Source organism: Chitinophaga caseinilytica (assembly GCF_038396765.1).
GTDB lineage: Bacteria > Bacteroidota > Bacteroidia > Chitinophagales > Chitinophagaceae > Chitinophaga > Chitinophaga caseinilytica.
Map to the genome: position 1 here is coordinate 2,268,296 of NZ_CP150096.1, position 24,030 is coordinate 2,292,325.

Here is a 24,030-nt window from a genome sequence, read left to right on the forward strand (position 1 = left end):
TCCTAAAATTACGGTTTTCACTATACGAATGACGGCAGTGTGATCAACCGGTAAAGGCCGGTTTCGAAATGCGGCATTCGCGGGATAGGTTTATCTTTGCGCCCATGACGCGATGGGAAAATTACCTCCGGTCGGCCGCAGCCGTGCTGGAAGAATACGATGGCAGCGTGCCGCTGCACCATTTTCTGAAGCAATTCTTCAAATCGAGGCCCCAAATGGGTAGCCGCGACCGTAAAACCGTCCAGCAGCTGGTTTACCGCTATTACCGGCTGGGCCGCTGGCAAATGGACATGCCGGTGGAAGACCGCCTCCTGCTGGCCACCTTCCTCTGCGAAACGGCCCCAGACGCCATGCTGGAATCCCTGCGCCCGGAATTCGCCAAACACATTTCGGCGCCATTGGCTGAAAAACTGGCCATCGCGCAGCTGGACTGGGACCCCGCCGCCGTATTCCCTTTCCCCGATCACCTGTCGCCCTCCATCGAGGCAGATGCGTTCACCCGATCCTTCTTCCAGCAACCCCGCCTCTTCATCCGCGCACGCCCCGGTAAAAAGAAAGCGATCGTCAAACAGTTGGAACAGGCCGGCGTCGTATACGCGACCGTCGGAACAGACGCCATCGCCCTTCCCAACGGCACCAAAACCGAAGCCATCCTGCCGGAGAAAAGCTGGTACGAGATACAGGACCTTTCTTCCCAGGAAACCGGGCTGCGGTTCCATCCCAAAGCGAAGGAATATTGGTGGGACTGCTGTGCCGCCAGCGGGGGCAAATCCATCCTCCTGCACGATCACGAGCCGGATATCCGCCTGCTGGTGAGCGACGTCCGTTCATCTATCCTCGATAACCTCCGCAAACGCTTTGCTGAAGCGGGAATACGGGATTATGCGTCGCGCACGCTCGATCTTACCGATCCCGGGCTCGGCGGCCATTTGCCGCATACATCTTTCAACGGCATCATCCTCGATGCGCCGTGTACCGGATCCGGTACCTGGGGCCGGTCTCCGGAGAACCTGTATTTCTTCGAAGCGGCGAAAATCGCGGAGTATGCTGCGTTGCAAAAGAAGATCGCGAAGAACGTGTCGAAGTTCCTGGCGCCGGGGGGAACGCTTGTTTACATTACCTGTTCGGTGTTCCGGGAAGAGAACGAAGACGCGGCCGCTTTCCTGGAGCGGGATTGCGGGCTCCGGATCGTGGAAAGTACGGTGGTGGAAGGGTTCCGGCGGTTCGCGGATTCCATGTTCGTGACCGTGGCGCAGCGAAGCAAGTGATAAAAAAAGGCCCCTCCGCTCGGAGGGGCCTCATATTTTGCGGAAGTTTTTTCCTTATCTGCGGATGATACCGCCGCCCAGCACATCGTCCCCTTCATAGAAAACGGCGCTTTGTCCGGGCGCGATGCCTTTTACCTGCTCGTAGAAATGCACTTTGGTGAGGCCGTCCTCGCCTTGATAAAGGTTGGCGAGGGTGCCCTTGTCTTTATACCGCACTTTCACGACAGCTTCCATGCCTTCTGAAAGCTGGTCGTATTTCACGAGGTTGATGCCGCCGACATTCATTTCCGAACGGTTCAGCTCCACTTCGTCGCCCAGCACCACGGTATTGGTTTCGGGGATGATTTCGGTGACGAAGATGGGGCGGCCCAGGGCGATGTCGAGCCCTTTTCGCTGGCCGATGGTGTAGAAGGGATAGCCTTTGTGCTTGCCGACGATGGTGCCGTCTGCCAGTACGAAATTGCCGCCGTCTACCCGTTCTTCGAGGCCTTCCACCTTGCGTTTGAGGAACCCGCGGTAATCGTTGTCGGGCACGAAGCAGATTTCATAGCTTTCCGCTTTTTTGGCGAGTTCAGGGTACCCGAAATCGAATGCCATCTGGCGGATTTCCGTTTTGCGGTAGCCGCCGAGGGGGAGGAGGGTGCGTTTGATCACGTCTTGCTCCAGGCCCCAGAGCACGTAGCTTTGGTCTTTGGTTTCGTCTACCCCCTTGCTGATGACGCCGCGGCCGTTTTCTTCGCGGATGCGGCCGTAGTGGCCGGTGGCGATGAAGGCGCAGTCCATGGCGTCTGCCCGTTTCATGAGGGCGCGCCATTTGATGTGGGTATTGCAAAGCACGCACGGGTTGGGAGTGCGGCCTGCGAGGTATTCGTCCACGAAATTATTGATGACGAAATCGCCGAATTCGTCGCGTATATCGAGTATGAAGTGCGGGAAGCCATGGTGCACGGCGGCGGCGCGGGCATCGTTGAAAGAATCCAGGTTACAGCAGCCGGTTTCCTTTTTGGAAGTTCCGGCGGAAGCGTAATCCCAGGTTTTCATGGTGATGCCCACTACTTCGTATCCCTGCTCATGGAGCATAAGGGCGGTCACGGTACTGTCGATCCCACCGCTCATGGCTACCAGCACTTTTCCATGCTTGCTCATTTTCCTAACGGTTTAGCGTGCAAAATTACTGAAAATCCCGGGAACGAGGGGGCCGGGCTTATAGATATCGCTGATAGCCCATAGGCGGAAGCCCGATGCCGCCGGATGGAAAAAATTCAATATCGAGGGATTTACAACGATTGATATCCCATTTTTGTCTAAATTCTTTAACTATTCGTCAAAAAAGTCGCCGGCTAATTTTATATTTATCGGAAATTAGCCTGACATATTATAAAATTTGAATGCATGCTACCTCGTTTGAATAGGCCACACGTTATGAATCACCCCGAGTGGGGCATTACATCGGATCATTTTCAGTTACCGGAAAAAATTTTGCAGTTCGGGACCGGCGTGCTGTTGCGCGGGCTGGTCGACTACCTCGTGGATAACGCCAACAAGCAGGGCGTGTTCAACGGGCGCATCGCCATCGTGAAAAGCACCGACGGCGGGGATGCAGCAGCGTTCCACGCGCAGGACGGGCTGTTTACCACCCACATCAAAGGCGTATCGCAGGGCAAGCCCGTCGATCAATACCTCATCAACGCTTCTGTTAGCCGTGTATTGCAATCGAATGCAGATTGGGAGGCGGTGTTGGAAGCGGCGTGTCAGCCTTCCATGGAGATCATCGTTTCGAATACGACGGAAGTGGGGATACAATATGTGGAGGAGAACGTAGGCGCCGGGGTGCCCGCGTCTTTCCCCGGCAAACTGCTCGCCATCCTGTTCGAACGCCACCGCAGGAAGCTCCCGGGCTTCGTCATCATCCCTACCGAATTGGTGGTGGATAACGGGGAACTGCTCCATTCGATCGTCCTCAAACTGGCGACATTCAACCAAATGCCGGAACAATTCATCCAATGGATCAGCCAGGGCAACCGCTTTTGCAGTTCGCTGGTAGACCGTATCGTGCCCGGCCGCCCGAAAAACCTGGCCGATTGCTGGAAAGAAGCAGGTTATGAAGATGAGCTCTGGATCGATTCGGAGCCCTTCCTCCTCTGGGCCATCGAAGGAGATGCGGGCGTGGCGCAGAAACTGGCGTTTCACCAGACAGACGACCGCATGCTCATCGCCCCCAGCATCACCCCATACCGCGAACAAAAACTCCGCATCCTCAACGGCAGTCACACCGCCGCGGTGACGCTCGGTTACCTTTCCGGGCTGAACACCGTCTACGAGTGCATGCAAGACCCTCATATGCGCCGGTTCTTCGAAACCGTGGTGAAGGCCGAAATCCTCCCCACGCTCGAAAACCTCGGTCCACAGGTGGCCACGTTCGCCGCCGACGTGCTCGACCGGTTCGACAACCCTTCCATCGAGCACAAACTTATTTCCATCACCTTCCAGCAAAGCAGCAAAATGAACGCGCGGAACGTGCAGACCATGCTCCGCTACCGCGAAAGCAAAGGGCTGCTGCCGGAAATGATGCTGCTCGGGTTCGCGTGCACCCTGCTTTTCCTGAAGCCCGCGCGCGAGCACGAGGGTAAATTCCAGGGCCAGCGCGGCGATCAGTTCTATGATATCACAGATGAGAACGCCGCAATTTTCGCCGCTTACTGGAAATCGGTTGCGAAAACGGGTTATCCCGAAATATCCGCCATGGTGCGCGATATTTGCGGGGACGACCGCCTCTGGCAAACCGATCTCAATCAACTGCCCGGCTTCGCCGATACCGTTACCGACCATTTGATCGGCATGATGCAGAACGGTGTAAAGGAATATATCATCCACCATTCCAAGGTTTTATAATCGCATATGAAACAATTTCTGTCCGAAGACTTCCTCTTGCAAACCGAAACTGCCCGGCGCCTGTATTTCGATTACGCGAAAGACATGCCGGTGATCGATTATCATAACCACCTGCCGCCCGACGAGATCGCGCAGAACAAGACTTTCGCGAACATGACGGAGGTTTGGCTGAAGGGCGACCACTATAAATGGCGCGCCATGCGGGCCAACGGCGTATCCGAAGACCTCATTACCGGCGGGGCAGACGATTTCACGAAATTCCGCATGTGGGCGGAAACCGTGCCCTTCACCGCCCGGAACCCGCTCTACCACTGGAGCGCCATGGAACTGGCGAACCCGTTCGGTATCCGCGAAACGCTCAACGGCAATAATGCCGCAAAGATTTATGAAACCTGTAACGCACAGCTTCCGCAATATTCCACCCGCAGCCTGTTGCAGCACTTCAACGTGAAGGCGCTCTGTACCACCGACGATCCGGCGGATCCGCTGGAGCATCACAAGGCTTTGGCGGCCGAGGGCTTCGGCGTCAAGGTGCTGCCCACTTTCCGGCCAGACAAGGCCATGGCGGTGGAAGACCCTCAGGCATTCAAAGCCTACCTGGACAAGCTGGGCGCCGCTGCCGGGATCGAGATACACAGCTACCATTCCCTCATCGAGGCGCTGAAAAAACGGCACGATTACTTCCATGCCGCGGGAGGCCGCCTGTCTGACCACGGCCTGAATTACTTCATCTACAGCGATTTTACGGAAGCTGCGCTGGAAAAGGCTTTCCAGCAAGTGTTCGCCGGTCGCCCGCTAGACGCCGCCGCCACCGCGATGTTCAAATCCGCGACGCTGCATTTCATCTGCCAGTGGAACCACGAAAAAGGCTGGGCGCAGCAATTCCATGTTGGGGCGATCCGGAACAACAACAGCCGGCTGCTGAAAAAACTGGGAGCAGACGCAGGCGTGGACTCCATCGGCGATTGGGCCATGGCAGAAGCGATGAGCAGGTTCTTCGACCGGCTGGACGCTAACGATCAGCTGGCCAAAACGATCGTGTATAACCTGAACCCTTCCTACAACGAAGTTTTCGCCACCATGGTGGGCAATTTCCAGGACGGAAGCGTAGCCGGTAAAATGCAGTTCGGCTCCGGATGGTGGTTCCTCGATCAGAAAGACGGCATGGAAAAACAGATGAACGCACTCAGCAACATGGGCCTCATCAGCAGGTTCGTGGGCATGCTGACCGATTCGCGGAGCTTTTTGTCGTATAGCCGCCATGAATATTTCAGGAGAATATTGTGTAATTTGTTCGGCAACGACGCAGAGAACGGAGAATTGCCCGCCGATATTCCCTGGATGGGCAAAATGGTGCAGGACATTTGCTATAACAACGCCAAGGCGTATTTTAATTTTTAATGCAACCAGTATCAGTCATCACTTTCGGAGAAATTTTATTCCGGCTTTCGCCCGAATGGGCCAACCATCGCGCGGCCATGTACGTGGGTGGCGCAGAAGCCAATGTAGCCGCGGCCCTGGGCACCTGGGGCGATAGCGTGGCGTATATCAGCAAAGCGCCCGACAACGGGCTCAGCCGCCAGGCCATGGCACAGCTGGAAGCCGCGAACATCCGGACAGACAGGATGCTTTGGGGCGGCGACCGTATCGGGGCGTATTACCTTTCGCAGGGCGCCGATCTGAAAAACGCCGAAGTGGTGTACGACCGGAAATATTCCAGCTTCAGTGAAATTGTGCCGGGAACGGTGGATTGGGACGCACTGCTGGACGGGGCGGACTGGTTCCACTGGAGCGCCATTTCGCCCGCGCTCAACGCCAACGCGGCGGAGATCTGCCGGGAAGTATTGGAGGCGGCTACCCGGAAGGGGATGACCATTTCCACCGACCTCAATTACCGCAGCAAACTGTGGCAATACGGCAAATCGCCGCGGGACGTTATGCCCGCGCTCGCGCAATACTGCCATGTGATCATGGGCAATATCTGGGCGGCAGACATGATGCTGGGCGTGCCCATCCATCAGGAAGCAATTGCCGGGAATACGAAAGACGGGTATTTGCAGGCGGCGCGCACATCTGCGGCGGCCATCATCGCGCAATTCCCGAAATGCGACCGGGTGGCGTTTACGTTCCGGTTTTCGGACGGGCCCACGCACAATTTGTATTATGCCGTGTATTATACCCAGGGCCAGCTGTACGTGAGCCGGCAATATGAAACGAACGATGTGATAGACCGTGTAGGCAGCGGCGATAGTTTTATGGCGGGATTGATACATGCGAACCTGCATGGGCTCGATCCGCAGCAGACCATCGGTTATGCCGCCGCATCGGCTTACACGAAGCTTTTCAGGACGGGGGATTTCAACCTCACGCCCCGCGAAACGATCACGCAAATGATGTAGCAAATGACAACGCAACCAGCAATAATCTTACAAGCATTCGAAAGCACGAAAGTGATCCCGGTTTTTTATCATGAAGATCCGGAAGTGTGCGCCGAAGTGATGAAAGCCTGTTATGCAGGCGGCATCCGCGTTTTCGAATTTACCAACCGCGGAGAGCAGGCCCGGCAGAACTTTGCGCACCTGCGCGATCTGAAAGCCGCGTCTATGCCCGATATGCAATTGGGCATCGGTACCATCAAGAACGTGGCCGATGCGCGGACCTTCACCGATATGGGGGCTGATTTCATCGTATGCCCCGTGGTGGACCCCGAAACGGCGACGTACTGCCAAAGGGCCGGCATCCTTTGGATCCCGGGCTGTATGACGCCTACGGAAATATCCGTGGCGGAGAAGAACGGTGCGGCTTTGGTGAAGCTCTTTCCCGGGAGCGCCCTCGGCCCCGAATTCGTAAAAGCCGTCAAGCCGCTGTTCCCCGGACTGAAGTTCATGCCCACCGGCGGCGTGGAACCGGAAGCCGCCAACCTGAAAGCGTGGTTCGGCGCCGGTGTGGTCTGCGTAGGAATGGGCTCCAATCTTATACCAAAAGAAATCCTTGCAAACCGCGATTGGGAAAGCCTCGGAGAGAAAATTAAGCAAACGTTTGCATTATTGCGGTCATTGCAGTAATTTGTAATGATCATACCTTAAACAACTCAACTGACATGAATTCCACTGTAATTGGCCGGTACCGCTGGCGAATATGCGCCTTGTTGTTTTTTGCTACCACTATCAACTACATCGACCGGCAGGTCATCGGTATTTTAAAACCCGTACTGGAGAAAGAGTTTAACTGGACGGAGAGCCAATATGGCGAGATCGTGATGGTTTTTTCCGCTTGTTATGCATTCGGCCTGCTCATCTTCGGGCGGTTTGTGGATAAGGTGGGCACCAAAGTAGGTTACAGTGTGTCGATCGTTATCTGGAGCATAGCCGCGATGGCACATGCCCTGGCGAAATCCACCTTCGGTTTCGGCGCAGCCCGTGCGGTATTGGGATTGGGCGAAGCGGGGAATTTTCCCGTGGCGATCAAATCCGTTGCGGAATGGTTCCCGAAGAAAGAGCGCGCTTTCGCAACGGGGATTTTTAACTCCGGCGCAAACATCGGGGCCGTACTGGCGCCGGCAGTAGTGCCCTGGCTCGCCAACGCGTACGGCTGGCAGGAAGCGTTTATCTGGACGGGCGTTGTAGGCTTCATCTGGCTGATCTTCTGGATCGTGATGTACGAAATCCCCGCCCGCCACAAGAAAATCACCAAAGCGGAATATGAATACATTCACAGCGACCAGGTAGACGATTCAGGCACCAAAAAGAAAGTGCCCTGGCTGAAGCTGTTCGGCATCCGCCAAACCTGGGCTTTCGTGTTCGGTAAACTGCTGACAGACCCGATCTGGTGGTTCTTCCTCTTCTGGTTGCCTTCCTACTTCTCGACCACTTTCAAACTCGATATGAAAAACCTCGGCTTGCCGCTGATCATCGTGTATACAGCTACAACCGTTGGCAGCATTGGCGGCGGATACCTGTCGAGCTGGTTCATCAAGCGCGGTATGCCGGTATTCAAAGCGCGTAAAACCGCCATGTTCATCTTCGCGATCTGTGTATTGCCGATCATGACGGCGAGATATACCGATAGTATGTGGGTAGCGGTGGCGCTTATCAGTCTGGCTGCGGCTGCGCACCAGGCCTGGTCTGCCAATATCTTCACCACCGCGTCAGACATGTTCCCGCGGTTCGCATTGAGCTCCGTGGTAGGGATTGGCGGTATGGCCGGTTCGCTGGGCGGGATGCTGTTCCCTATCGTGGTCGGCGCGCTGCTCGACCACTACAAAGCCCTGGGCAACATCAACGCGGGATACAATATCCTTTTCCTGATCTGCGGCGTGATGTACCTGCTCGCCTGGATCATGATGCACATCTTCGCTCCCAAAATGGAGCAGGTGGAAATTGCAGAAGCATAGATTTTACGATGTATCATAGTTTACGGCGCAACCTTCACCGGTTGTGCCGTTTCTTTTGGTTTCCAACCAGTTCGGTGCCACCCTACTGATATAAGTAATTTTGCGTAATTTTCGGGCCAACAGCAGCATATGTCCCTAATCACCAGGGTTATCCCGAAACTTGCAGTAACCTGTACCATTTTGTTTATCCTGCTCAGTTGGGCTGGCATTTCCGCCAAAGCACAGCTGAGGGCTGATTTCACACCCAGCAAATCCAGCGATTGCGAAAGCCTCATCACCAGATTCAACGATAATTCTACCGGGAACCCCGTTTCCTGGCAATGGAACCTCGGCAACGGATCCGTTTCAACGGCCCAAAACCCCAGCGCATCCTACACTTCGCCCGGCACCTACAAAGTGACGCTCACGGTGAAAGACGCCGCCGGCAATACCAATTCCACGGAAAAAACCGTCACCGTCTGGGCCAACCCCAAACCCGATTTCGCGGCCAGTCCGGTAAAAGGCTGCATCCCGTTCGACGTTACCTTTACCGACAAGTCCAATCCCGTCAACGGCACCATCACCACACAAAGCTGGGATTTCGGCGACGGCACCACCGGCTCCGGCAGCAACCCGGTCCACACCTACAACAACGTCCTGAAAGCCGCCGTGACACTTACCGTCACCAACAGCAACGGATGTACGGCGTCCAAAGTGATCCCCAATATCGTAGATGCCGGCGCCACGCTCACGGCCAACTTCAGCGTGTCTGACCGGTTTATTTGTTCGGCTCCGGGAACAGTGACGATCACCAATGCCTCCTCAGGCCCGGGCGCCCTCACGTATAAATGGGACTTCGGTGACGGGAAAACCGCTACCGGCGCTAATCCGGGCTCGCATACGTACACCGCGAGAGGCGTGTATAAAATCACCCTCACCGTATCCAACGACAGGGGATGCGTTTCTTCCAAAACTTCGGAAGAGATCAACGTCGCCAATTATAAAACGAACTTCGATCTGCCCGCCAGCATTTGTGAAAACAGCAATACCAATTTCACCGCCAGCAATTCGCCGCAAGCCGACAACGTGACCTGGAGCGTCGATAAGGGATATATCAGTTACTGGGGCGGTTCCGCTTATTATTCGCCCGCCGGCGCCGGTACCGTTAAAGTGACCATGACGGCCGATTACGGCACCTGCCGCGAAACCGTTACGAAAGACTATGTGGTGAAACCCGCGCCACAGGCCGCTTTTTCCATCGATCAGGCTGCGATCTGCGACGTTCCCGCCACCGTGAAACTAACCGATAATTCGACCGGCGCCACGAGCTGGAGCTGGACTTTCGGGGACGGCCAATCCTCCACGCAGCGGAACCCCACCGTCACCTACACCAGCCTGGGATATTACTGGATCAAACAGACCGCCACCAATGCACAAGGCTGCTCCAGCACTACGGAGCGCTACATCCATGTTCAGAAACCGGAAATCTACGCCTACGCCAGCATTACATCGGGCTGTGAAGGGATTTCCCCTGCATTCGGCGCCAGCAGCACCACCGGAGATGATATTGTAAGTTATGAATGGGATTTCGGGGACGGAAGCCCCAAATCCTCCGAAGCCACGCCCACACACACTTACAACAAAGCTGGCAACTATGTTGTGAAAATGAATTATACCACGGCCAACGGCTGTAAAGGCACCGCAACCTCGTATTCCTTTTACCAGATCAGTGTGTATAAAAAACCGACGCCCGATTTCACTTCTCCACAGGCGCCGCAGGTTTGCGGGAACAATTGGGTGATATTCAACGCCACAACGGATGTGGGCACTTCCTTCAGCTGGAACTTCGGGGACTATTACGGCGGCTCCAACCAAAATACGCAACACAGCTACCGCGAGCCCGGAACGTACGACGTGTCGCTGACCGTGTCTAACAACGGATGTGCGACCACCATCACCAAACCGGCTTTCATCAAAGCCGTCAACCCTTTCCCCAGGTTCGTCAGAAAGGATATCGACTGCAATAACCGGACAACCATCAGCTTCGAAGACCAATCCATCGGAACCATCACCAGCTGGAAATGGAGCTGGGGCGATGGAAAGGAAGATGCCTTCACCACGAAAACCCATCCTTCCCATAAATACGACAAAACCGGCCAATATCTCGTGAAACTCACGGTGTCCGACGGCACCTGCACCAGCACCGATTCCGCCACCATAAGCGTTTACGCGCCGGGCACCATCACTATCAGCGCCGATAAACCGGACCTTTGCGGCAACGAAACCCTCAAAGCCACGTTGCTGACCATCGACCGGTCGCTGTATTATTCCTATTACTATTACAGCTGGATTTCTTCGGAAGGCTCAACGCCGCAGTGGGACAACTACAACTACGACAAGGTGAGCTACACCAACCTGAAGCCCGGTAAAAATACCATTCACTTCCTGGCGGTCAACCATCAGGGTTGCCTCGATTCCAGCAACAAAGTGGAAGTGAACGTGCGCGGCCCGCTCGCCAAATTCAAATCACCCGACGTGCTGGAATGCCGCGGAACGGAATTGACTTTCGTTGACCAGACCGATATTTCGAAAGGGAAACCCATCAAGACCTGGTCCTGGGACTTCGGCGATGGTACCGGCCCCAAAATATTCACGGCGCCTCCGTTCAAATATACCTACCATAAATCCGGGTACTTCTATCCGAGGCTGACCGTTACCGACGAAGAAGGATGCAGCAATTCGGCAGACGGGACCTACCTCCAGGTAAACGGCCCCAACGCCGATTTTACGCCCAGCGCCAACCTGATCCGGCCGGGCGGCGATGTATGGTTCTACAACAACACCAGCGAAACGGGCGGCTATGCTACGTATGAGTGGGATTTCGGGGATGGGACCACTTCCACCGATTACAGCCCGAACAAAACGTATCCCGACAAAGGTTTATATACCGTGAAGCTGCTGGTGAGGGATAATAACGGTTGTACCGACAGTATTAAAAAACAGATCAAGGTGTCGAGCGTGAGCGCGGATTTTACGTTTACCACCACGTTCGTCAACAATAGCGGCTGCCCGCCGGTGATCGCCAAATTCACGAATGTTTCGCTCAATTACAGCAGCTCGTATTGGGATTTTGGCGACGGAAGCTTCTCCACGCTCGATAATCCTTCCCATACCTACACCTACGCCGGCAAGTACAAAGTGAAACTGAAAGTGGTGGGCGATGCGGGAACGGAAGACGAGTTTGAACAGGAAGTGGAAGTGAAAGGCCCCTATGCCACGATCACGACTTCCGCCACGGGCGGTTGCCTCACGAAAGAGATCGAGTTTACGGTGGATGCGGTGAACGCCGTGAATTTTGCATGGGATTTTACGGACGGGGAAGTAACGGAAACAACGGCCGCCTCCATCAAGCATACCTTTAAAGATCCGGGCGTGTACAAACCGCGCCTCATCCTGTCTGACCAGGCCGGGTGCAAAGGCACCGCTTTCCTCAAAGATCCGATCGTGATCGACAAACTGGACGTAAAACTGAACACCACACCGGCGTTTCTGTGCGATAAAGGCTGGATCGATTTCAAGCCCGAATTCAACAGCTATTCCATCGACGAGTTGAAAGAAGCGGCGGAATACAAATGGACGTTCGACGCGGGGCTGACCGTTCAGGACGAAACCACCGCCCAGCCCCGTTTCTATCTCGATCAGCAGAGAGCTTTCACTTTCACGCTCACCACCACCACCGCATACGGATGCTCCCAAACGGTGAACAAGACCGTGCAGGTGTTCCCCCGGCCGGTTTCGGCCATCACGGCACCGCTGCAGGCTTGCCAGGACGCACAGGTGACGTTCAGCGGCGCAGTGAGCGTGGTAAACGATGTGACCTGGAAATGGGACTTCGCCAACGGAAGCACCAGTACCGCACAACAACCCGGCGGACAGGCGTTTTCCAAACCCGGGCTCACAGCCGTGCAACTCATCGTTTCCAGTAAAGACGGATGTAACGACACCGCTGTCCACCAAATCAATATCACGCCAACGCCGGTGGTGAATGCCGCATCCGCTGCATCTTTCGTTTGTCTTGGCAATAGCACAACTTTGAGCGCCGGCGGTGGTATCAGCTACCGGTGGGCGCCGGTGGATGGGCTGGACGATCCTTCGTCTCCCACGCCGGTGGCGGCTCCCGACATAAACACAGACTATATGGTGACGGTGACGGACGCCAACGGATGCACCAATTCAGGCGAAGTGAGCATTCGCGTAGCGCAGCCGTTCCAGATCCAAACCATGCCCGATACCACTTTGTGCCTGGGTCACGTGCTTCCGCTGCGGGTTTCCGGCGCGGACCATTATCAGTGGAAAGGGGAAGGGCTGGACAAGACGGATATTCCCCTTCCGCGCGCCACCATCAAATCCACCGGCAATTACACATATGAAGTAACCGGCTTCGACGCAGACGGATGTTTCACGGACGATGCCACCGTTACGGTGAACGTGCATCCCGCGCCCACAAGCAACGCAGGGCCGGATCGCGTGGTGATGTCCGGGGTTCCGGTAGTGCTGGGCGGACAGGGCAGCTCCGACATCGTTAAATGGACCTGGACGCCCCCGAAATTCCTGGATTGCCCTACCTGTCCCGCTCCGAGTGCGCTCCCCGACCTTACCACCCGTTATAAACTGGAAGTGGAAAACCGGTTCGGGTGCAAAGCGATCGACGATGTGCTGGTGACGGTGGGCTGCGACCAGGGCAGCGTTTTCATGCCGAACGCCATCACCCCCAATAAAGACGGCATCAACGAATGGTTCTATCCCAAAGGACGCGGCATCAAGGAAGTAAACTGGATGCGGATTTACGACAGATGGGGTGGGCTGGTATTCGAGAACGTGCACTTCCAGCTGAACAATCCGGCGGCGGGCTGGAACGGCAGCTGGAAAAACAAAACCTCGCCTTACGGCACGTATGTTTACGCCATCGAAACGGTGTGTGAAGACGGCAGCACATTCATTTTCCGCGGAACGGTGACCGTGATCCGGTAAGATATTTTATCCATAAAATGAAAGCGGCGAAGCATATGCTCCGCCGCTTTTCTATTTTTCATCTACATTGTCCGGGATTAAAGGCTCACGCCGCGTTTCCAGGGAATGAAATCGTCCTGGTGGAGGCGTTCTGCTTTGGTGATCTCTTCGCCGCTGGCCAGTCTGATCACGTAGTCGAGGATATCTTCACCCATCTGTTCGATGGTTTTTTGTCCGCTGATGATGCTGCCGGTATCGATGTCGATAATGTCGGGCATGCGTTGTGCGAGGCGGCTGTTGGTAGCCAGTTTCACTACAGGCGCGATGGGGTTGCCGGTAGGTGTTCCGAGGCCGGTAGTGAAGAGGACCACATTCGCGCCGGAGCCTACTTCCGCGGAGGTGGATTCTACGTCGTTACCCGGTGTGCAAAGCAGGTTGAGGCCCGGTTTGGTCACATATTCCGTGTAATCCAGTACATCGCGGACGGGGGAGGTGCCGCCTTTTTTGGCTGCGCCGGCCGATTTGATGGCGTCGGTGATGAGGCCGTCTTTGATATTGCCCGGCGAGGGGTTCATGTAAAACCCGGAACCAACGGATTGCGCCTGGTTCTCGTACGCGCGCATGATGGTGATGAACTTATCTGCAGTGGCTTCTTCTTCGCAACGGTTGATCAGTTCCTGTTCCACGCCGCACAGCTCGGGGAATTCGGAAAGGATGGTGGTGCCTCCGAGTGCAACCAGGAGGTCGGACGTGTGGCCGATGGCCGGGTTGGCGGATATGCCGCTGAACCCGTCGGAGCCGCCGCATTCCAGGCCGATGGTGATTTTGGACAGGGGCGCGGGTTTGCGTTCCTGTTTGTTGGCTTCCACGAGTGCGAGGAAGGTGTCGCGGATGGCGTTGCTCAGCATATTGAATTCCGAGCCGCTGGTTTGCTGTTCGTAAACGAGGACGGGCTTGTTGAAATCGGGATTCAGTTTTTTGAGCGATTCCTGGAGGATGGATACCTGGGCGTGCTGGCAGCCGAGGCTGAGCACGGTGGCGCCGGCCACATTGGGGTGGTGGATGTAACCGGCGAGGAGGGCGCAGAGCGCGTCGGAATCTTGCCGGGTGCCGCCGCATCCGCCTTCGTGGATGAGGAATTTCACGCCGTCGATATTCGGGAATACGGTGCTGCGGGTGCTCGACTGATCGGCTTCCGCTGCTTTATAATCTTTAATGGCGTCGAGGTCCCCGGATTTGAAGAGGCTGACGAGGTCGTTTACCTGTTGGTTATATACTTCGGGCGGCGCGAATCCGAGCCCTTTTTCGAAGGCGGTTTTGATCACGCCCACGTTCCTGTTCTCGCAAAATACCATCGGTATCACGAGCCAGTAATTGCGGGTGCCTACCTGGCCGTCTGCCCGATGGAAACCATTGAAAGTCTTGTTCTTCCATTTGCTCACGTCGGGCGCCTGCCACTGGATGGAGGCGTCTTTTTCATGGAAAGCGTCGGCGTCGTGCTGGAGGTTCTTTACGGTGATGGGCTCGCCGGGGGCGATGTCTGTCACGGCTTTCCCTACCAGAACGCCGTACATCAGCACGGGATCGCCGGAATGGAGGGGCGCGAACGGAAATTTATGTTTGGCGGGAACGTTGTGCGTCAATTGGATCGAAGTGCCGTTGAACTCGATCTGCCGGCCTGCCGGAAGATCCTGTAAAGCCACCAGCACATTGTCTTTCGGGTGAATCTGAAGAAAGGTGTTCATGATATGCTAAAATAGACCATTTGCTGAAGTTGCGTTAATACTATCCACTGTATTCATGATTTAATATTAACGCACCCACAAAGTTACATATTCCTCCCGCCATGGCGCGCCAATGGCCTGTTAATCTTTATGCAAACGTTTGCAGATTTCATTGATTATTTATAACTTCCGGCTCCCGTTCCACGGTATTATTTCATTACGATTTCGCATACATCTAAAAAAACATCCTAATTGATGAGCACGCATATCGAAACCAGGTACGCCAGCAGTCCGGCCGAAGCCAAATCCTGGGACACCGCCCAGGCCCGTGAAGCCCTGCTGATACCTTCGCTCTTCGAGGCAGACGCCGTTCGCCTCGTATACAGTCATTACGACCGGTTCATCACCGGCGGCGCCATGCCCGTAGCCGGCCCGCTCATCCTCGGGGCCCCCGATGCCCTCAAGGCGGAATTCTTCCTCGAGCGCCGCGAACTGGGCATCATCAACGTGGGCGCCCCCGGCACCGTAACCGTAGACGGAGAAGCGTTCGAACTGGGGCACAAGGAAGCGCTCTACATCGGCAAAGGCAAGCGCAGCGTAATTTTCGCATCCGCCAGCGCAGCCGCTCCGGCGATGTTCTACCTCAATTCCACCCCCGCGCACATGACCTACCCCACCCGCCGCGTCACCAAAGCAGAAGCGGAAGTGGTAACCCTCGGCGCCCAGGAAACCGCCAATCACCGCACGATCAACAAACTGCTCGTCAACTCCGTAATCCCCACCTGCCAACTCCAGATGGGCATGACGGAACTCAAGCCCGGCAACACCTGGAACACCATGCCCGCCCACACGCACGACCGCCGCATGGAAGTTTATTTCTATTTCGAAGTGCCCCAGGGCCAGTCGGTTTGCCACTTCTGGGGCCAGCCGCAGGAAACCCGGCACATCTGGATGCAAAACAACCAGGCCGTCATTTCCCCGCCCTGGTCTATCCACTCCGGCTCCGGCACCAGCAACTACACCTTTATCTGGGGCATGGCCGGCGAAAACCTCGATTACGGCGACATGGACCATTGCGCCATCACCGATTTAAGATAGTCTGCATATGTTCTATACATGGAAAAAATGGTGCCTCGCAGGCATCGCCGCCGCATCGCTCGCCCTGCCCGCCACGGCGCAGGAACGGCTGCAAGCCGACACGCTTTTCACCTATATGAAAAAGGTGAACGACTGGCAGTTCAAAAACCTGGAACGCAAAGGCTGGACCTGGCAGAAATGGGACTGGACGAACGGTGCCCTTTACGCCGGCGCCTATGCTTACGCCGAGATCGCCAACGATCCGGCGAACTTCGAACGGCTGCTGCGGATTTCGGAAGATAACGGCTGGAACACAGGGCCACGGAGGCTTTTCGCTGACGATTACTGCGTTGGCCAACTCTACGCCCAACTGTACCGCGTATACGGAGAAGAGCCCATGATACGCCGCTGGCGCTCGCTGGCGGACAGTATCGGCAAATTACCGCACGATGAGCCGCTCGACTGGAAGAACAGTATCCACCTGCGCGAATGGGCCTGGTGCGACGCCCTGTTCATGGGCCCCCCGGCGCTGGCGTACCTTTCCACCGCCACCAACGACCCGTCCTACCTGGAAACGGCCGTGAAACTATGGTGGAAAACCTCCGATTTCCTATACAACAAATCCGAACGCCTCTATTACCGCGACGCCCGTTATTTCGACAAAAAAGAAAGCAACGGCGCCAACGTGTTCTGGAGCCGCGGAAATGGTTGGGTAATGGGCGGATTGGTGAGGATGCTCGCCAACATGCCGGCCAATCACCCGTCGCGCCCCGCGTTCGAAAAGCAGTTTAAAGACATGGCCACGCGGTTGGCGGGTTTGCAGTATGCAGACGGCACCTGGCACGCGGCTTTGCTGGATATGGACAGTTATCCTTCCAAAGAAACCAGCGGCACGGGCTTTTTCATTTATGCGATGGCCTGGGGCGTGAACAATGGCTTGCTGCCGAAGAAAGACTTCCGGCCCGTGCTCGTCAAAGGCTGGAACGCGCTGCAGCAGAGCGTTCACGCAGACGGCAAGCTGGGATTTGTGCAGAAGATCGCCGATTCGCCCGGCAAAACCACGTTCGACGATACGGAGGTATATGGCGTAGGGGCGTTCCTCCTCGCCGGCACCGAATTGCTGAAAATGGCGCTGGCCGAACAGAAATTCCCGGTTACTGTTGAGGTATATAATCCCGCAGGCGCCGTAGCCCCGCTTTCCGAACTGGATTACGCCGCGGTGGCCGCCAAATGGAAACCCCTGCGCAAGGGGCCCTTCAAAATCATCAACGCGGTTACCGGCAAGGAAGTGGCTTACCAGCTGATCACCGAAGGCGGCAAACAACCGGTAAAAATCCTGGTCGATGCGCCCCTGGCCCCCGGTGGCCGCGCGGTCCTCACTTTCGCGGAAGGCGTTCCCGCGCCCGTGGAACCGAAAACCTACGGAAGGTACATCGCCGAGCGGCTCGACGATTACGCCTGGGAAAACGACCGCGTGGCGTTCCGCATGTACGGCCGCGCGCTGGAATCGCAACCCAAGCATAATGCGTATGGTGTGGATTTCTGGAACAAACGGACCGAAAAAATGATCGTCAACAGTTGGTACAAACGCACCAATTATCATAAAGACGAAGGCGAGGGACTGGACGGTTACAGCGTAGGTTTCACGCTGGGCGCGGGCGGCATTGCGCCGTACACGAAAGACAGCATTTGGTACTCCCGCAACTACACCGGCCACCGCATGCTCGACAGCGGTGCGCTCCGCACCACCTTCGAACTGCAATACGAGCCCTGGAACGCAGATGGCAAACAAGTGAGCGTGGTAAAACGCGTGTCGATCGATGCGCACAGCCAGCTTTCCCGGATGGAAATCACCTACACTGCGCCACTCACGGCTGCCGTGGGGATCGTGAAGCGCCCGGCGCCCGGTACGGAATATTTCGGGGAGCAGGACGGAGTGATGGGTTACTGGGAGCCCGCTTCGCCGAAAGACGGTACCACCGGCATCGGCGTGGTAATGGTGACGCCCGTAAAGGAAATGGCCATGGAAAAGGGGCACCTGCTGTCTATCGTTCCCACGGCCGAAGGCAATAAAGTGGTGTATTATACCGGTGGCGCCTGGGACAAAGCGGGCCTGATCACCAACTCCGGCGAGTGGTTCAATTACCTCCGGCAGGAAGCGCAGAAGCTGCGGAAGCCCGTCCAGGTAAGGATTTACTAATTTCGAAATACAGATTTATGTCCATATTCGACAAATTCAGCCTCAAAGGCAAAACGGCCCTCGTAACGGGCTGCAAGCGCGGGATCGGGAAGGCGATGGCCGAGGCGCTGGCGGAAGCGGGCGCAGACGTGATCGGCGTATCGGCTTCGCTGGAGCTTTCGGGCAGCGAGGTGGAAAAAGCGGTGACCGCCACCGGCCGGAAATTCAAGGCCTACCAATGCGATTTTGGGAACCGCGCGGCTTTGTATACATTTATTGCGGCAGTCCAACAGGATTTCCCGGTTATCGACATACTCGTGAACAACGCAGGCACCATCATGCGCAAGCCGGCAGCCGAGCATCCCGACGCGTTTTGGGACGAAGTGATCGCCATCAACCAGACGGCGCAATTCATTCTCACGCGGGAGATCGGTAAGCATATGCTGGAGCGGGGCAGCGGAAAGGTGATCTTCACCGCATCGCTCCTCACTTTCCAGGGCGGCATTAACGTGCCGGGATATGCGGCCAGCAAGGGCGCGGTGGGGCAGCTGACGAAGGCGTTCGCCAACGAGTGGGCCGGCCGTGGCGTGAATGTAAACGCCATTGCGCCGGGGTATATTTCCACCGATAATACCGCCGCGTTGCGGGCAGACGAGAAGCGCAGCCAGGGCATCCTGGAACGCATCCCCGCCGGCCGCTGGGGCGAACCGGAAGATTTCAAGGGGCCCGTCGTTTTCCTGGCATCCGCCGCTTCCGCCTATATGCACGGAACGGTGATGACGGTAGACGGGGGCTGGATGGGCCGATAAACCAATACAAATTATGTCCGTACGTTCTGAAAAAACAATCGTGGATATCGCCGAAGAGCTGGGGCTCTCCGTGTCCACCGTTTCCCGCGCGCTCAACGATCATCCCAACATCAGCGCCAAGACGAAGGAAAAAGTGAGGAAAATGGCCCGGAAGCTCGGCTACCGGCCCAACGCCATGGCAGCCGGTTTGCGGAACAACAAAAGCAAGACCATCGGGCTCATCATCCCGAGGATTTCCATGTTCTTCCCCGCCGCCATCACCACCGTGGTCCAGAATAAACTCCAGGAATACGGGTACCACCTCATCATCTGCCAGAGCAACGACTCCCTCGAGCAGGAACAACAGCTGGTCAACACGCTGTACTCCGCACGGGTAGACGGACTGGCCGTTTCCGCCACGCTTTCCACGACGGACTTTTCCCATTTCGACATCTTCAAACAGCACAATATCCCCGTCGTTTTCTTCGACCGCACGCCAAAGGATTACCAGGCGAAAGTGATCAAGGGAGACGATTTCGTGGGCGGGCTCACCGCTACGGAGCACCTCATCGAACAGGGCTGCCGGGATATCGTGCATATTTCCGGTCCGCTGACCTGTAACCTGTATGTGGAAAGGCTCGCCGGATACAAAAGCGCCCTCCAGCAACATAAAGTCCCGTTTAAAAAACAACGCGTCTTTTTCCATGAGCTCACGCGCGAGAACGCGCTGGCCACGGCCGAAAAGATCTTCGCCCAGCAGCCGTACCCCGACGGGATTTTCGCCACCAACGACACTACGGCCATCACGCTCCTGCAATATTGCCGCGAACGCGGGATCCGCGTGCCGGAAGATGTAAAGATCGTCGGCTATTCCAACGATCCGCGCACCGAGATCGTGACGCCCTCCATCACTTCGGTCAACCAGTTCCCCGCCACCATGGGCGAAAGGGTGGTTTCCGCGCTGATGGACCTTATCCAGACACGGCACCCCGCCGGTTACCGGCATCCGCAGGAAATTGTGCCTACCCAGCTCGTGGTACGGGATTCCAGCGCGGGATCGCCGAAAAAGAAAAAATGATCCACTTATGAAACAACTTGTCTTAGCATTACTCCTGTCCACTTCCACGGCCGCTTTCGCACAAACGAAACTGAGCAAAAAGGACATGAAGGCCCTCGTGGCCGAAAGCCTCGCATTCTCCGCCCGGCAATATAAAGGGATGATGACCGCAGTGCCCGACTCCCTTTTCCCCCGTTCCACCAACAAAGACGGCAGCCTCATGACCGCGAAGTTCAACTGGTGGACCGCCGGCTTTTACCCCGGCTCCTGCTGGTATCTCTTCGAAGCCACGGGAGACCCCGCTTTCCGCACGGAGGCCGAAAAACGCCAGGGGAATCTGCTGCCCAATCAATTCCGTACCAACACGCACGACCTCGGGTTCCTCATGTACTGCAGCTTCGGCAACGACCTCCGCCTCACCGGCGACACCGCCGCCCGCCGCATCCTGCTCACCAGCTCGGCATCGCTCATCAAACGGTATAAACCTACCATCGGCGCTATCCGTTCCTGGGACCACGCCGGCTGGAAATGCCCCGTCATCATCGACAACATGATGAACCTCGAAATGCTCATGTGGGCAGCCAGGGAAAGCAAAGACCCCAACTTTGCGAAGATCGCCGTCAACCACGCCAATACCACCATCAAAAATCATTTCCGCGACGATTACAGCTCCTACCACGTGATCGATTACGATACCGCGACCGGGCAGGTGCTCGCTAAAAAGACCCACCAGGGCCATTCCGACGCTTCGGCATGGAGCCGCGGGCAGGCCTGGGGACTGTACGGTTATACCATGATGTACCGCGAAACGAAAGACCGCACGTACCTCGACCAGGCGCGCCATATCGCGGAGTTCATGCTCAACCATCCCAACATGCCGGCCGATCTCGTACCGTATTACGATTACGACGTGCCGGAAATCCCCAATGCCATCCGCGATGCATCTGCGGGGGCGGTGATGGCTTCCGCGCTGCTGGAACTGAGCCGGTATGTGGATAAAACCGAATCGAAAAAATACTGGAACGCCGGTGCAGACGCGCTCGCCAGCCTCAGCGGCGATGCTTACCGCGCAAAGGAAGGCGCCAATAATCATTTTATCCTCCTGCACAGCACCGGCTCGATGCCGGGCAATTCGGAAATCGATGTGCCGTTGTCGTACGCCGACTATTATTATCTCGAAGCGTTGCTCCGGTATAAAAAGTGGAGCGGCCGCTAATATTAATTTTGTTGGTGAAATCCTTTTCTGGACGGGGAATGTGGCCATAGCGGCGCGTTCCCCGTTTCATTTCGCCCCAAACTGCCGTCTTTTTTACTTATTTTAGCCATATTCGAATAACAAAAGAAACTAACATAAGACTGAGCGTATGGGGCATTTTCCGAACCTGATTGTAGACCTGGCCTTGATATTGGGTGCTGCGGCGGTAACGACATTAATTTTCAAAGCATTGAAGCAGCCGCTGGTGTTGGGGTACCTCATCGCAGGGATTCTCGTGGGGCCGTACTTCCACCTGTTCCCCACGGTGCAGGAAGAAGGCAACATCAAGGTTTGGTCGGAAATCGGGGTGATCTTCCTCCTGTTCAGCCTGGGGCTTGAATTCAGTTTCAAGAAGCTCATGAAAGTGGGCGGCAGCGCAGGGATCACGGCGGTGGTGGAAGTGGCCGTCATGCTCGGGTTCGGGTACGTGGCCGGCCAGTTCATGGGCTGGAGCACCATGGATTCCATTTTCCTCGGCGGCGTATTGTCCGTTTCCTCGACCACCATCATCATCCGGGCGTTCGAGGAACTGGGCGTGAAGGGACAGAAGTTCGCGGGATTGGTTTTCGGGATACTGGTGGTGGAGGATTTGATCGCCATCGTGTTGCTGGTATTGCTGTCTACCCTCGCGGTAAGCCAGCAGTTCGCCGGAACGGAGATGCTGATGGCCGTGGTGAAGCTCGTGTTCTTCCTGGTGCTGTGGTTCATCGGCGGCATCTTTTTCATCCCGACTTTACTGAAGAAAACGAAGAAGCTCATGGGGGAGGAGACGCTCCTCGTGACCTCCATCGCGCTGTGCCTGCTCATGGTGGTGCTGGCCGTGAAAGTAGGGTTCTCCCCGGCTTTGGGCGCTTTCATCATGGGCTCGATCCTCGCGGAAACCACCCAGGCGGAAAAGATCGAGCATCTCGTGAAATCCGTAAAAGACCTTTTCGGCGCCATTTTCTTCGTATCGATCGGCATGCTCATCGATCCGAAAATGCTCCAGATCTATATTGTTCCGGTAGTGATCATCACGTTGCTGACCGTATTCGGTAAAACGTTCAGCACCACCCTCGGCGCGGTGATTTCCGGTCAGCCCCTGAAAACTTCCGTGAAAGCGGGCATGAGCCTGGCGCAGATCGGGGAGTTCTCGTTCATCATCGCCATTCTCGGCCGCGATCTGAAAGTGACGAGCGATTTCCTGTACCCCATCGCCGTGGCGGTGTCGGCCGTCACCACCTTCACCACGCCATACATGATCAAAGTAGCCGATCCGTTTTACAACTGGCTCGATAAATACATCCCCCAGAAATGGAAAAACTCGCTAGACCGCTACAGCAGCGGCGCGCAGACGATCTCGCAGGCGTCGGACTGGCAGGTGCTGTTCAAGGGATATGTGCTGAACGCCATGGTTTTCAGTGTGATCGTCATTGCGTTGGGATTGCTGTCGAACATCTACGTATTGCCTTTCATCGACGATCTCATCGGCGATAAATGGGGCAAAACCGTGACCGCGGCGCTCACTTTCCTCTTCATGCTCCCTTTCCTCTGGGCGTTGGCCGTACGGCAGATCCAGCCGAAAGCCTTCGCCAATCTCTGGGCGCAAAACCGGTATAAGGGGCCGCTGACGCTGTTCCGGACCGTCCGCATCGCGCTGGCCGTGTTCCTGGTGGGTTTCATGCTCGACCGTTTCTTCTCCTTCACCGTGGCGCTCACCGCTACGGTGCTCATTACCGGCATCCTGCTGCTGTTGAACCGAAAAATACAGACGTTCTACGACCGCCTGGAAGCGCGCTTCCTGTCTAACTACAACGCCCGCGAAACCGCCGAAGCCGCCCGACGGCCCGTGCTGGCGCCCTGGGATGCCCACCTGGCCGCGTTCCATGTGCATGCAGACTGGGATGGTGTGGGCAAAACCCTCGAGCAGCTGGGCCTCCGGGAAAAATACGGGGTCAACATCGCCGTGATAGAAAGAGGCGAACGGCTGATCCCCATTCCCGCGAAAAGCGAGCGCCTGTTCCCGGGAGACCGGCTCCAGGTGATCGGGACCGACCAGCAGATCGAAGCGTTCCGCCATTTCATCGAGCACCACGAGCCGCATCCCCAGTTTTCGCGGTCGCAGGTCCAGCTCCGCCGGTACGAAGTGCTGGACGGATCGGGCGTCAACGGGAAATCCATCCGCGAATCCGGTATCCGCGAAATGGCGCATAGCATGGTAGTTGGGGTGGAAAGAGGGGAAGAGCGCATCCTCAACCCCATTTCCGATATGCGGCTGGAAACCGGGGACATCGTCTGGATCGTGGGAGATCCCCGCCGGACCACCGCCCTTTTCCGCGTAAAAGGCGAAAAACTGAAGGCCTAGCAAATGATGTAAATCTTTCCCTGAATTCTATAATGCCCCGCCGGCCGTTCCTGCTGATCTTTGT

At 56.2% G+C, this 24,030-nt stretch carries 15 protein-coding genes; 13 read left to right on the forward strand and 2 right to left on the reverse strand.

Going from position 1 to position 24,030, the window contains the following annotated elements; translation table 11 throughout:
- The first annotated feature begins 104 nt into the window (after nucleotides 1-104).
- Entirely contained in the window at nucleotides 105-1,268 is a 1,164-nt protein-coding gene (locus tag WJU22_RS09585) for an Fmu (Sun) domain-containing protein (protein ID WP_341843018.1), read from the forward strand.
- 54 nt (nucleotides 1,269-1,322) lie between these two features.
- On the opposite strand, the gene mnmA is transcribed toward WJU22_RS09585, so the two are convergent.
- A complete protein-coding gene (gene mnmA, locus WJU22_RS09590) occupies nucleotides 1,323-2,414 on the reverse strand; it encodes a tRNA 2-thiouridine(34) synthase MnmA (protein WP_341843019.1) in 1,092 nt (363 codons plus the stop codon).
- Nucleotides 2,415-2,747: 333 nt separating this feature from the next.
- On the opposite strand from mnmA, the gene WJU22_RS09595 reads away from it, so the two are divergent.
- The 6 genes from WJU22_RS09595 to WJU22_RS09620 all read left to right on the forward strand — a co-directional run bounded on the left by WJU22_RS09595 (nucleotide 2,748) and on the right by WJU22_RS09620 (nucleotide 13,563).
- Complete coding sequence (locus WJU22_RS09595; protein WP_341843020.1) at nucleotides 2,748-4,160, forward strand: tagaturonate reductase; 1,413 nt, start codon at nucleotides 2,748-2,750, stop codon at nucleotides 4,158-4,160.
- A 6-nt stretch (nucleotides 4,161-4,166) separates the two neighbouring features.
- A complete protein-coding gene (uxaC, locus tag WJU22_RS09600) occupies nucleotides 4,167-5,561 on the forward strand; it encodes a glucuronate isomerase (protein ID WP_341843021.1) in 1,395 nt (464 codons plus the stop codon).
- Nucleotides 5,561-6,559: a sugar kinase gene (locus tag WJU22_RS09605; RefSeq protein WP_341843022.1), complete on the forward strand. Its 999-nt coding sequence runs from the start codon at nucleotides 5,561-5,563 to the stop codon at nucleotides 6,557-6,559. The genes uxaC and WJU22_RS09605 overlap by 1 nt, the downstream gene beginning before the upstream one ends.
- Nucleotides 6,560-6,562: 3 nt before the next feature.
- The gene (eda, locus tag WJU22_RS09610; protein ID WP_341843023.1) at nucleotides 6,563-7,225 is read left to right on the forward strand and encodes a bifunctional 4-hydroxy-2-oxoglutarate aldolase/2-dehydro-3-deoxy-phosphogluconate aldolase; all 663 of its coding nucleotides are present in this window, start codon (nucleotides 6,563-6,565) and stop codon (nucleotides 7,223-7,225) included.
- A gap of 35 nt (nucleotides 7,226-7,260) precedes the next feature.
- Complete coding sequence (locus tag WJU22_RS09615) at nucleotides 7,261-8,553, forward strand: MFS transporter (protein ID WP_341843024.1); 1,293 nt, start codon at nucleotides 7,261-7,263, stop codon at nucleotides 8,551-8,553.
- 180 nt (nucleotides 8,554-8,733) lie between these two features.
- Nucleotides 8,734-13,563 carry a PKD domain-containing protein gene (locus tag WJU22_RS09620; protein ID WP_341843025.1) on the forward strand — a complete coding sequence of 1,610 codons (4,830 nt, stop codon included), beginning with the start codon at nucleotides 8,734-8,736 and terminating at the stop codon, nucleotides 13,561-13,563.
- Between the two features lie 77 nt (nucleotides 13,564-13,640).
- Here WJU22_RS09620 and WJU22_RS09625 read toward each other — a convergent pair whose 3' ends face one another.
- Nucleotides 13,641-15,287 (reverse strand): altronate dehydratase family protein, encoded by a 1,647-nt coding sequence (locus tag WJU22_RS09625; RefSeq protein ID WP_341843026.1) that lies wholly within the window; start codon nucleotides 15,285-15,287, stop codon nucleotides 13,641-13,643.
- Nucleotides 15,288-15,521: 234 nt separating this feature from the next.
- On the opposite strand from WJU22_RS09625, the gene kduI reads away from it, so the two are divergent.
- The 6 genes from kduI to WJU22_RS09655 all read left to right on the forward strand — a co-directional run bounded on the left by kduI (nucleotide 15,522) and on the right by WJU22_RS09655 (nucleotide 23,966).
- Complete coding sequence (gene kduI, locus WJU22_RS09630) at nucleotides 15,522-16,364, forward strand: 5-dehydro-4-deoxy-D-glucuronate isomerase (RefSeq protein ID WP_341843027.1); 843 nt, start codon at nucleotides 15,522-15,524, stop codon at nucleotides 16,362-16,364.
- 7 nt (nucleotides 16,365-16,371) lie between these two features.
- Entirely contained in the window at nucleotides 16,372-18,543 is a 2,172-nt protein-coding gene (locus tag WJU22_RS09635) for a glycoside hydrolase family 88 protein (protein WP_341843028.1), read from the forward strand.
- A gap of 17 nt (nucleotides 18,544-18,560) precedes the next feature.
- Nucleotides 18,561-19,331 (forward strand): SDR family oxidoreductase, encoded by a 771-nt coding sequence (locus WJU22_RS09640; protein WP_341843029.1) that lies wholly within the window; start codon nucleotides 18,561-18,563, stop codon nucleotides 19,329-19,331.
- 13 nt (nucleotides 19,332-19,344) lie between these two features.
- Nucleotides 19,345-20,388, forward strand: coding sequence for a LacI family DNA-binding transcriptional regulator (locus tag WJU22_RS09645; protein ID WP_341843030.1), 1,044 nt, complete (start codon nucleotides 19,345-19,347; stop codon nucleotides 20,386-20,388).
- A 7-nt stretch (nucleotides 20,389-20,395) separates the two neighbouring features.
- Nucleotides 20,396-21,583, forward strand: coding sequence for a glucuronyl hydrolase (locus tag WJU22_RS09650; protein WP_341843031.1), 1,188 nt, complete (start codon nucleotides 20,396-20,398; stop codon nucleotides 21,581-21,583).
- A 148-nt stretch (nucleotides 21,584-21,731) separates the two neighbouring features.
- Complete coding sequence (locus WJU22_RS09655) at nucleotides 21,732-23,966, forward strand: cation:proton antiporter (protein ID WP_341843032.1); 2,235 nt, start codon at nucleotides 21,732-21,734, stop codon at nucleotides 23,964-23,966.
- Nucleotides 23,967-24,030: the final 64 nt, after the last annotated feature.

Coding starts and splice junctions, on each gene's coding strand:
- WJU22_RS09585 (WP_341843018.1), top strand. CDS start 105: ATGACGCGATGGGAAAATTACCTCCGGTCGGCCGCAGCCGTGCTGGAA.
- mnmA (WP_341843019.1), bottom strand. CDS start 2,414: ATGAGCAAGCATGGAAAAGTGCTGGTAGCCATGAGCGGTGGGATCGAC.
- uxaC (WP_341843021.1), top strand. CDS start 4,167: ATGAAACAATTTCTGTCCGAAGACTTCCTCTTGCAAACCGAAACTGCC.
- WJU22_RS09605 (WP_341843022.1), top strand. CDS start 5,561: ATGCAACCAGTATCAGTCATCACTTTCGGAGAAATTTTATTCCGGCTT.
- eda (WP_341843023.1), top strand. CDS start 6,563: ATGACAACGCAACCAGCAATAATCTTACAAGCATTCGAAAGCACGAAA.
- WJU22_RS09615 (WP_341843024.1), top strand. CDS start 7,261: ATGAATTCCACTGTAATTGGCCGGTACCGCTGGCGAATATGCGCCTTG.
- WJU22_RS09625 (WP_341843026.1), bottom strand. CDS start 15,287: ATGAACACCTTTCTTCAGATTCACCCGAAAGACAATGTGCTGGTGGCT.
- kduI (WP_341843027.1), top strand. CDS start 15,522: ATGAGCACGCATATCGAAACCAGGTACGCCAGCAGTCCGGCCGAAGCC.
- WJU22_RS09635 (WP_341843028.1), top strand. CDS start 16,372: ATGTTCTATACATGGAAAAAATGGTGCCTCGCAGGCATCGCCGCCGCA.
- WJU22_RS09640 (WP_341843029.1), top strand. CDS start 18,561: ATGTCCATATTCGACAAATTCAGCCTCAAAGGCAAAACGGCCCTCGTA.
- WJU22_RS09645 (WP_341843030.1), top strand. CDS start 19,345: ATGTCCGTACGTTCTGAAAAAACAATCGTGGATATCGCCGAAGAGCTG.
- WJU22_RS09650 (WP_341843031.1), top strand. CDS start 20,396: ATGAAACAACTTGTCTTAGCATTACTCCTGTCCACTTCCACGGCCGCT.
- WJU22_RS09655 (WP_341843032.1), top strand. CDS start 21,732: ATGGGGCATTTTCCGAACCTGATTGTAGACCTGGCCTTGATATTGGGT.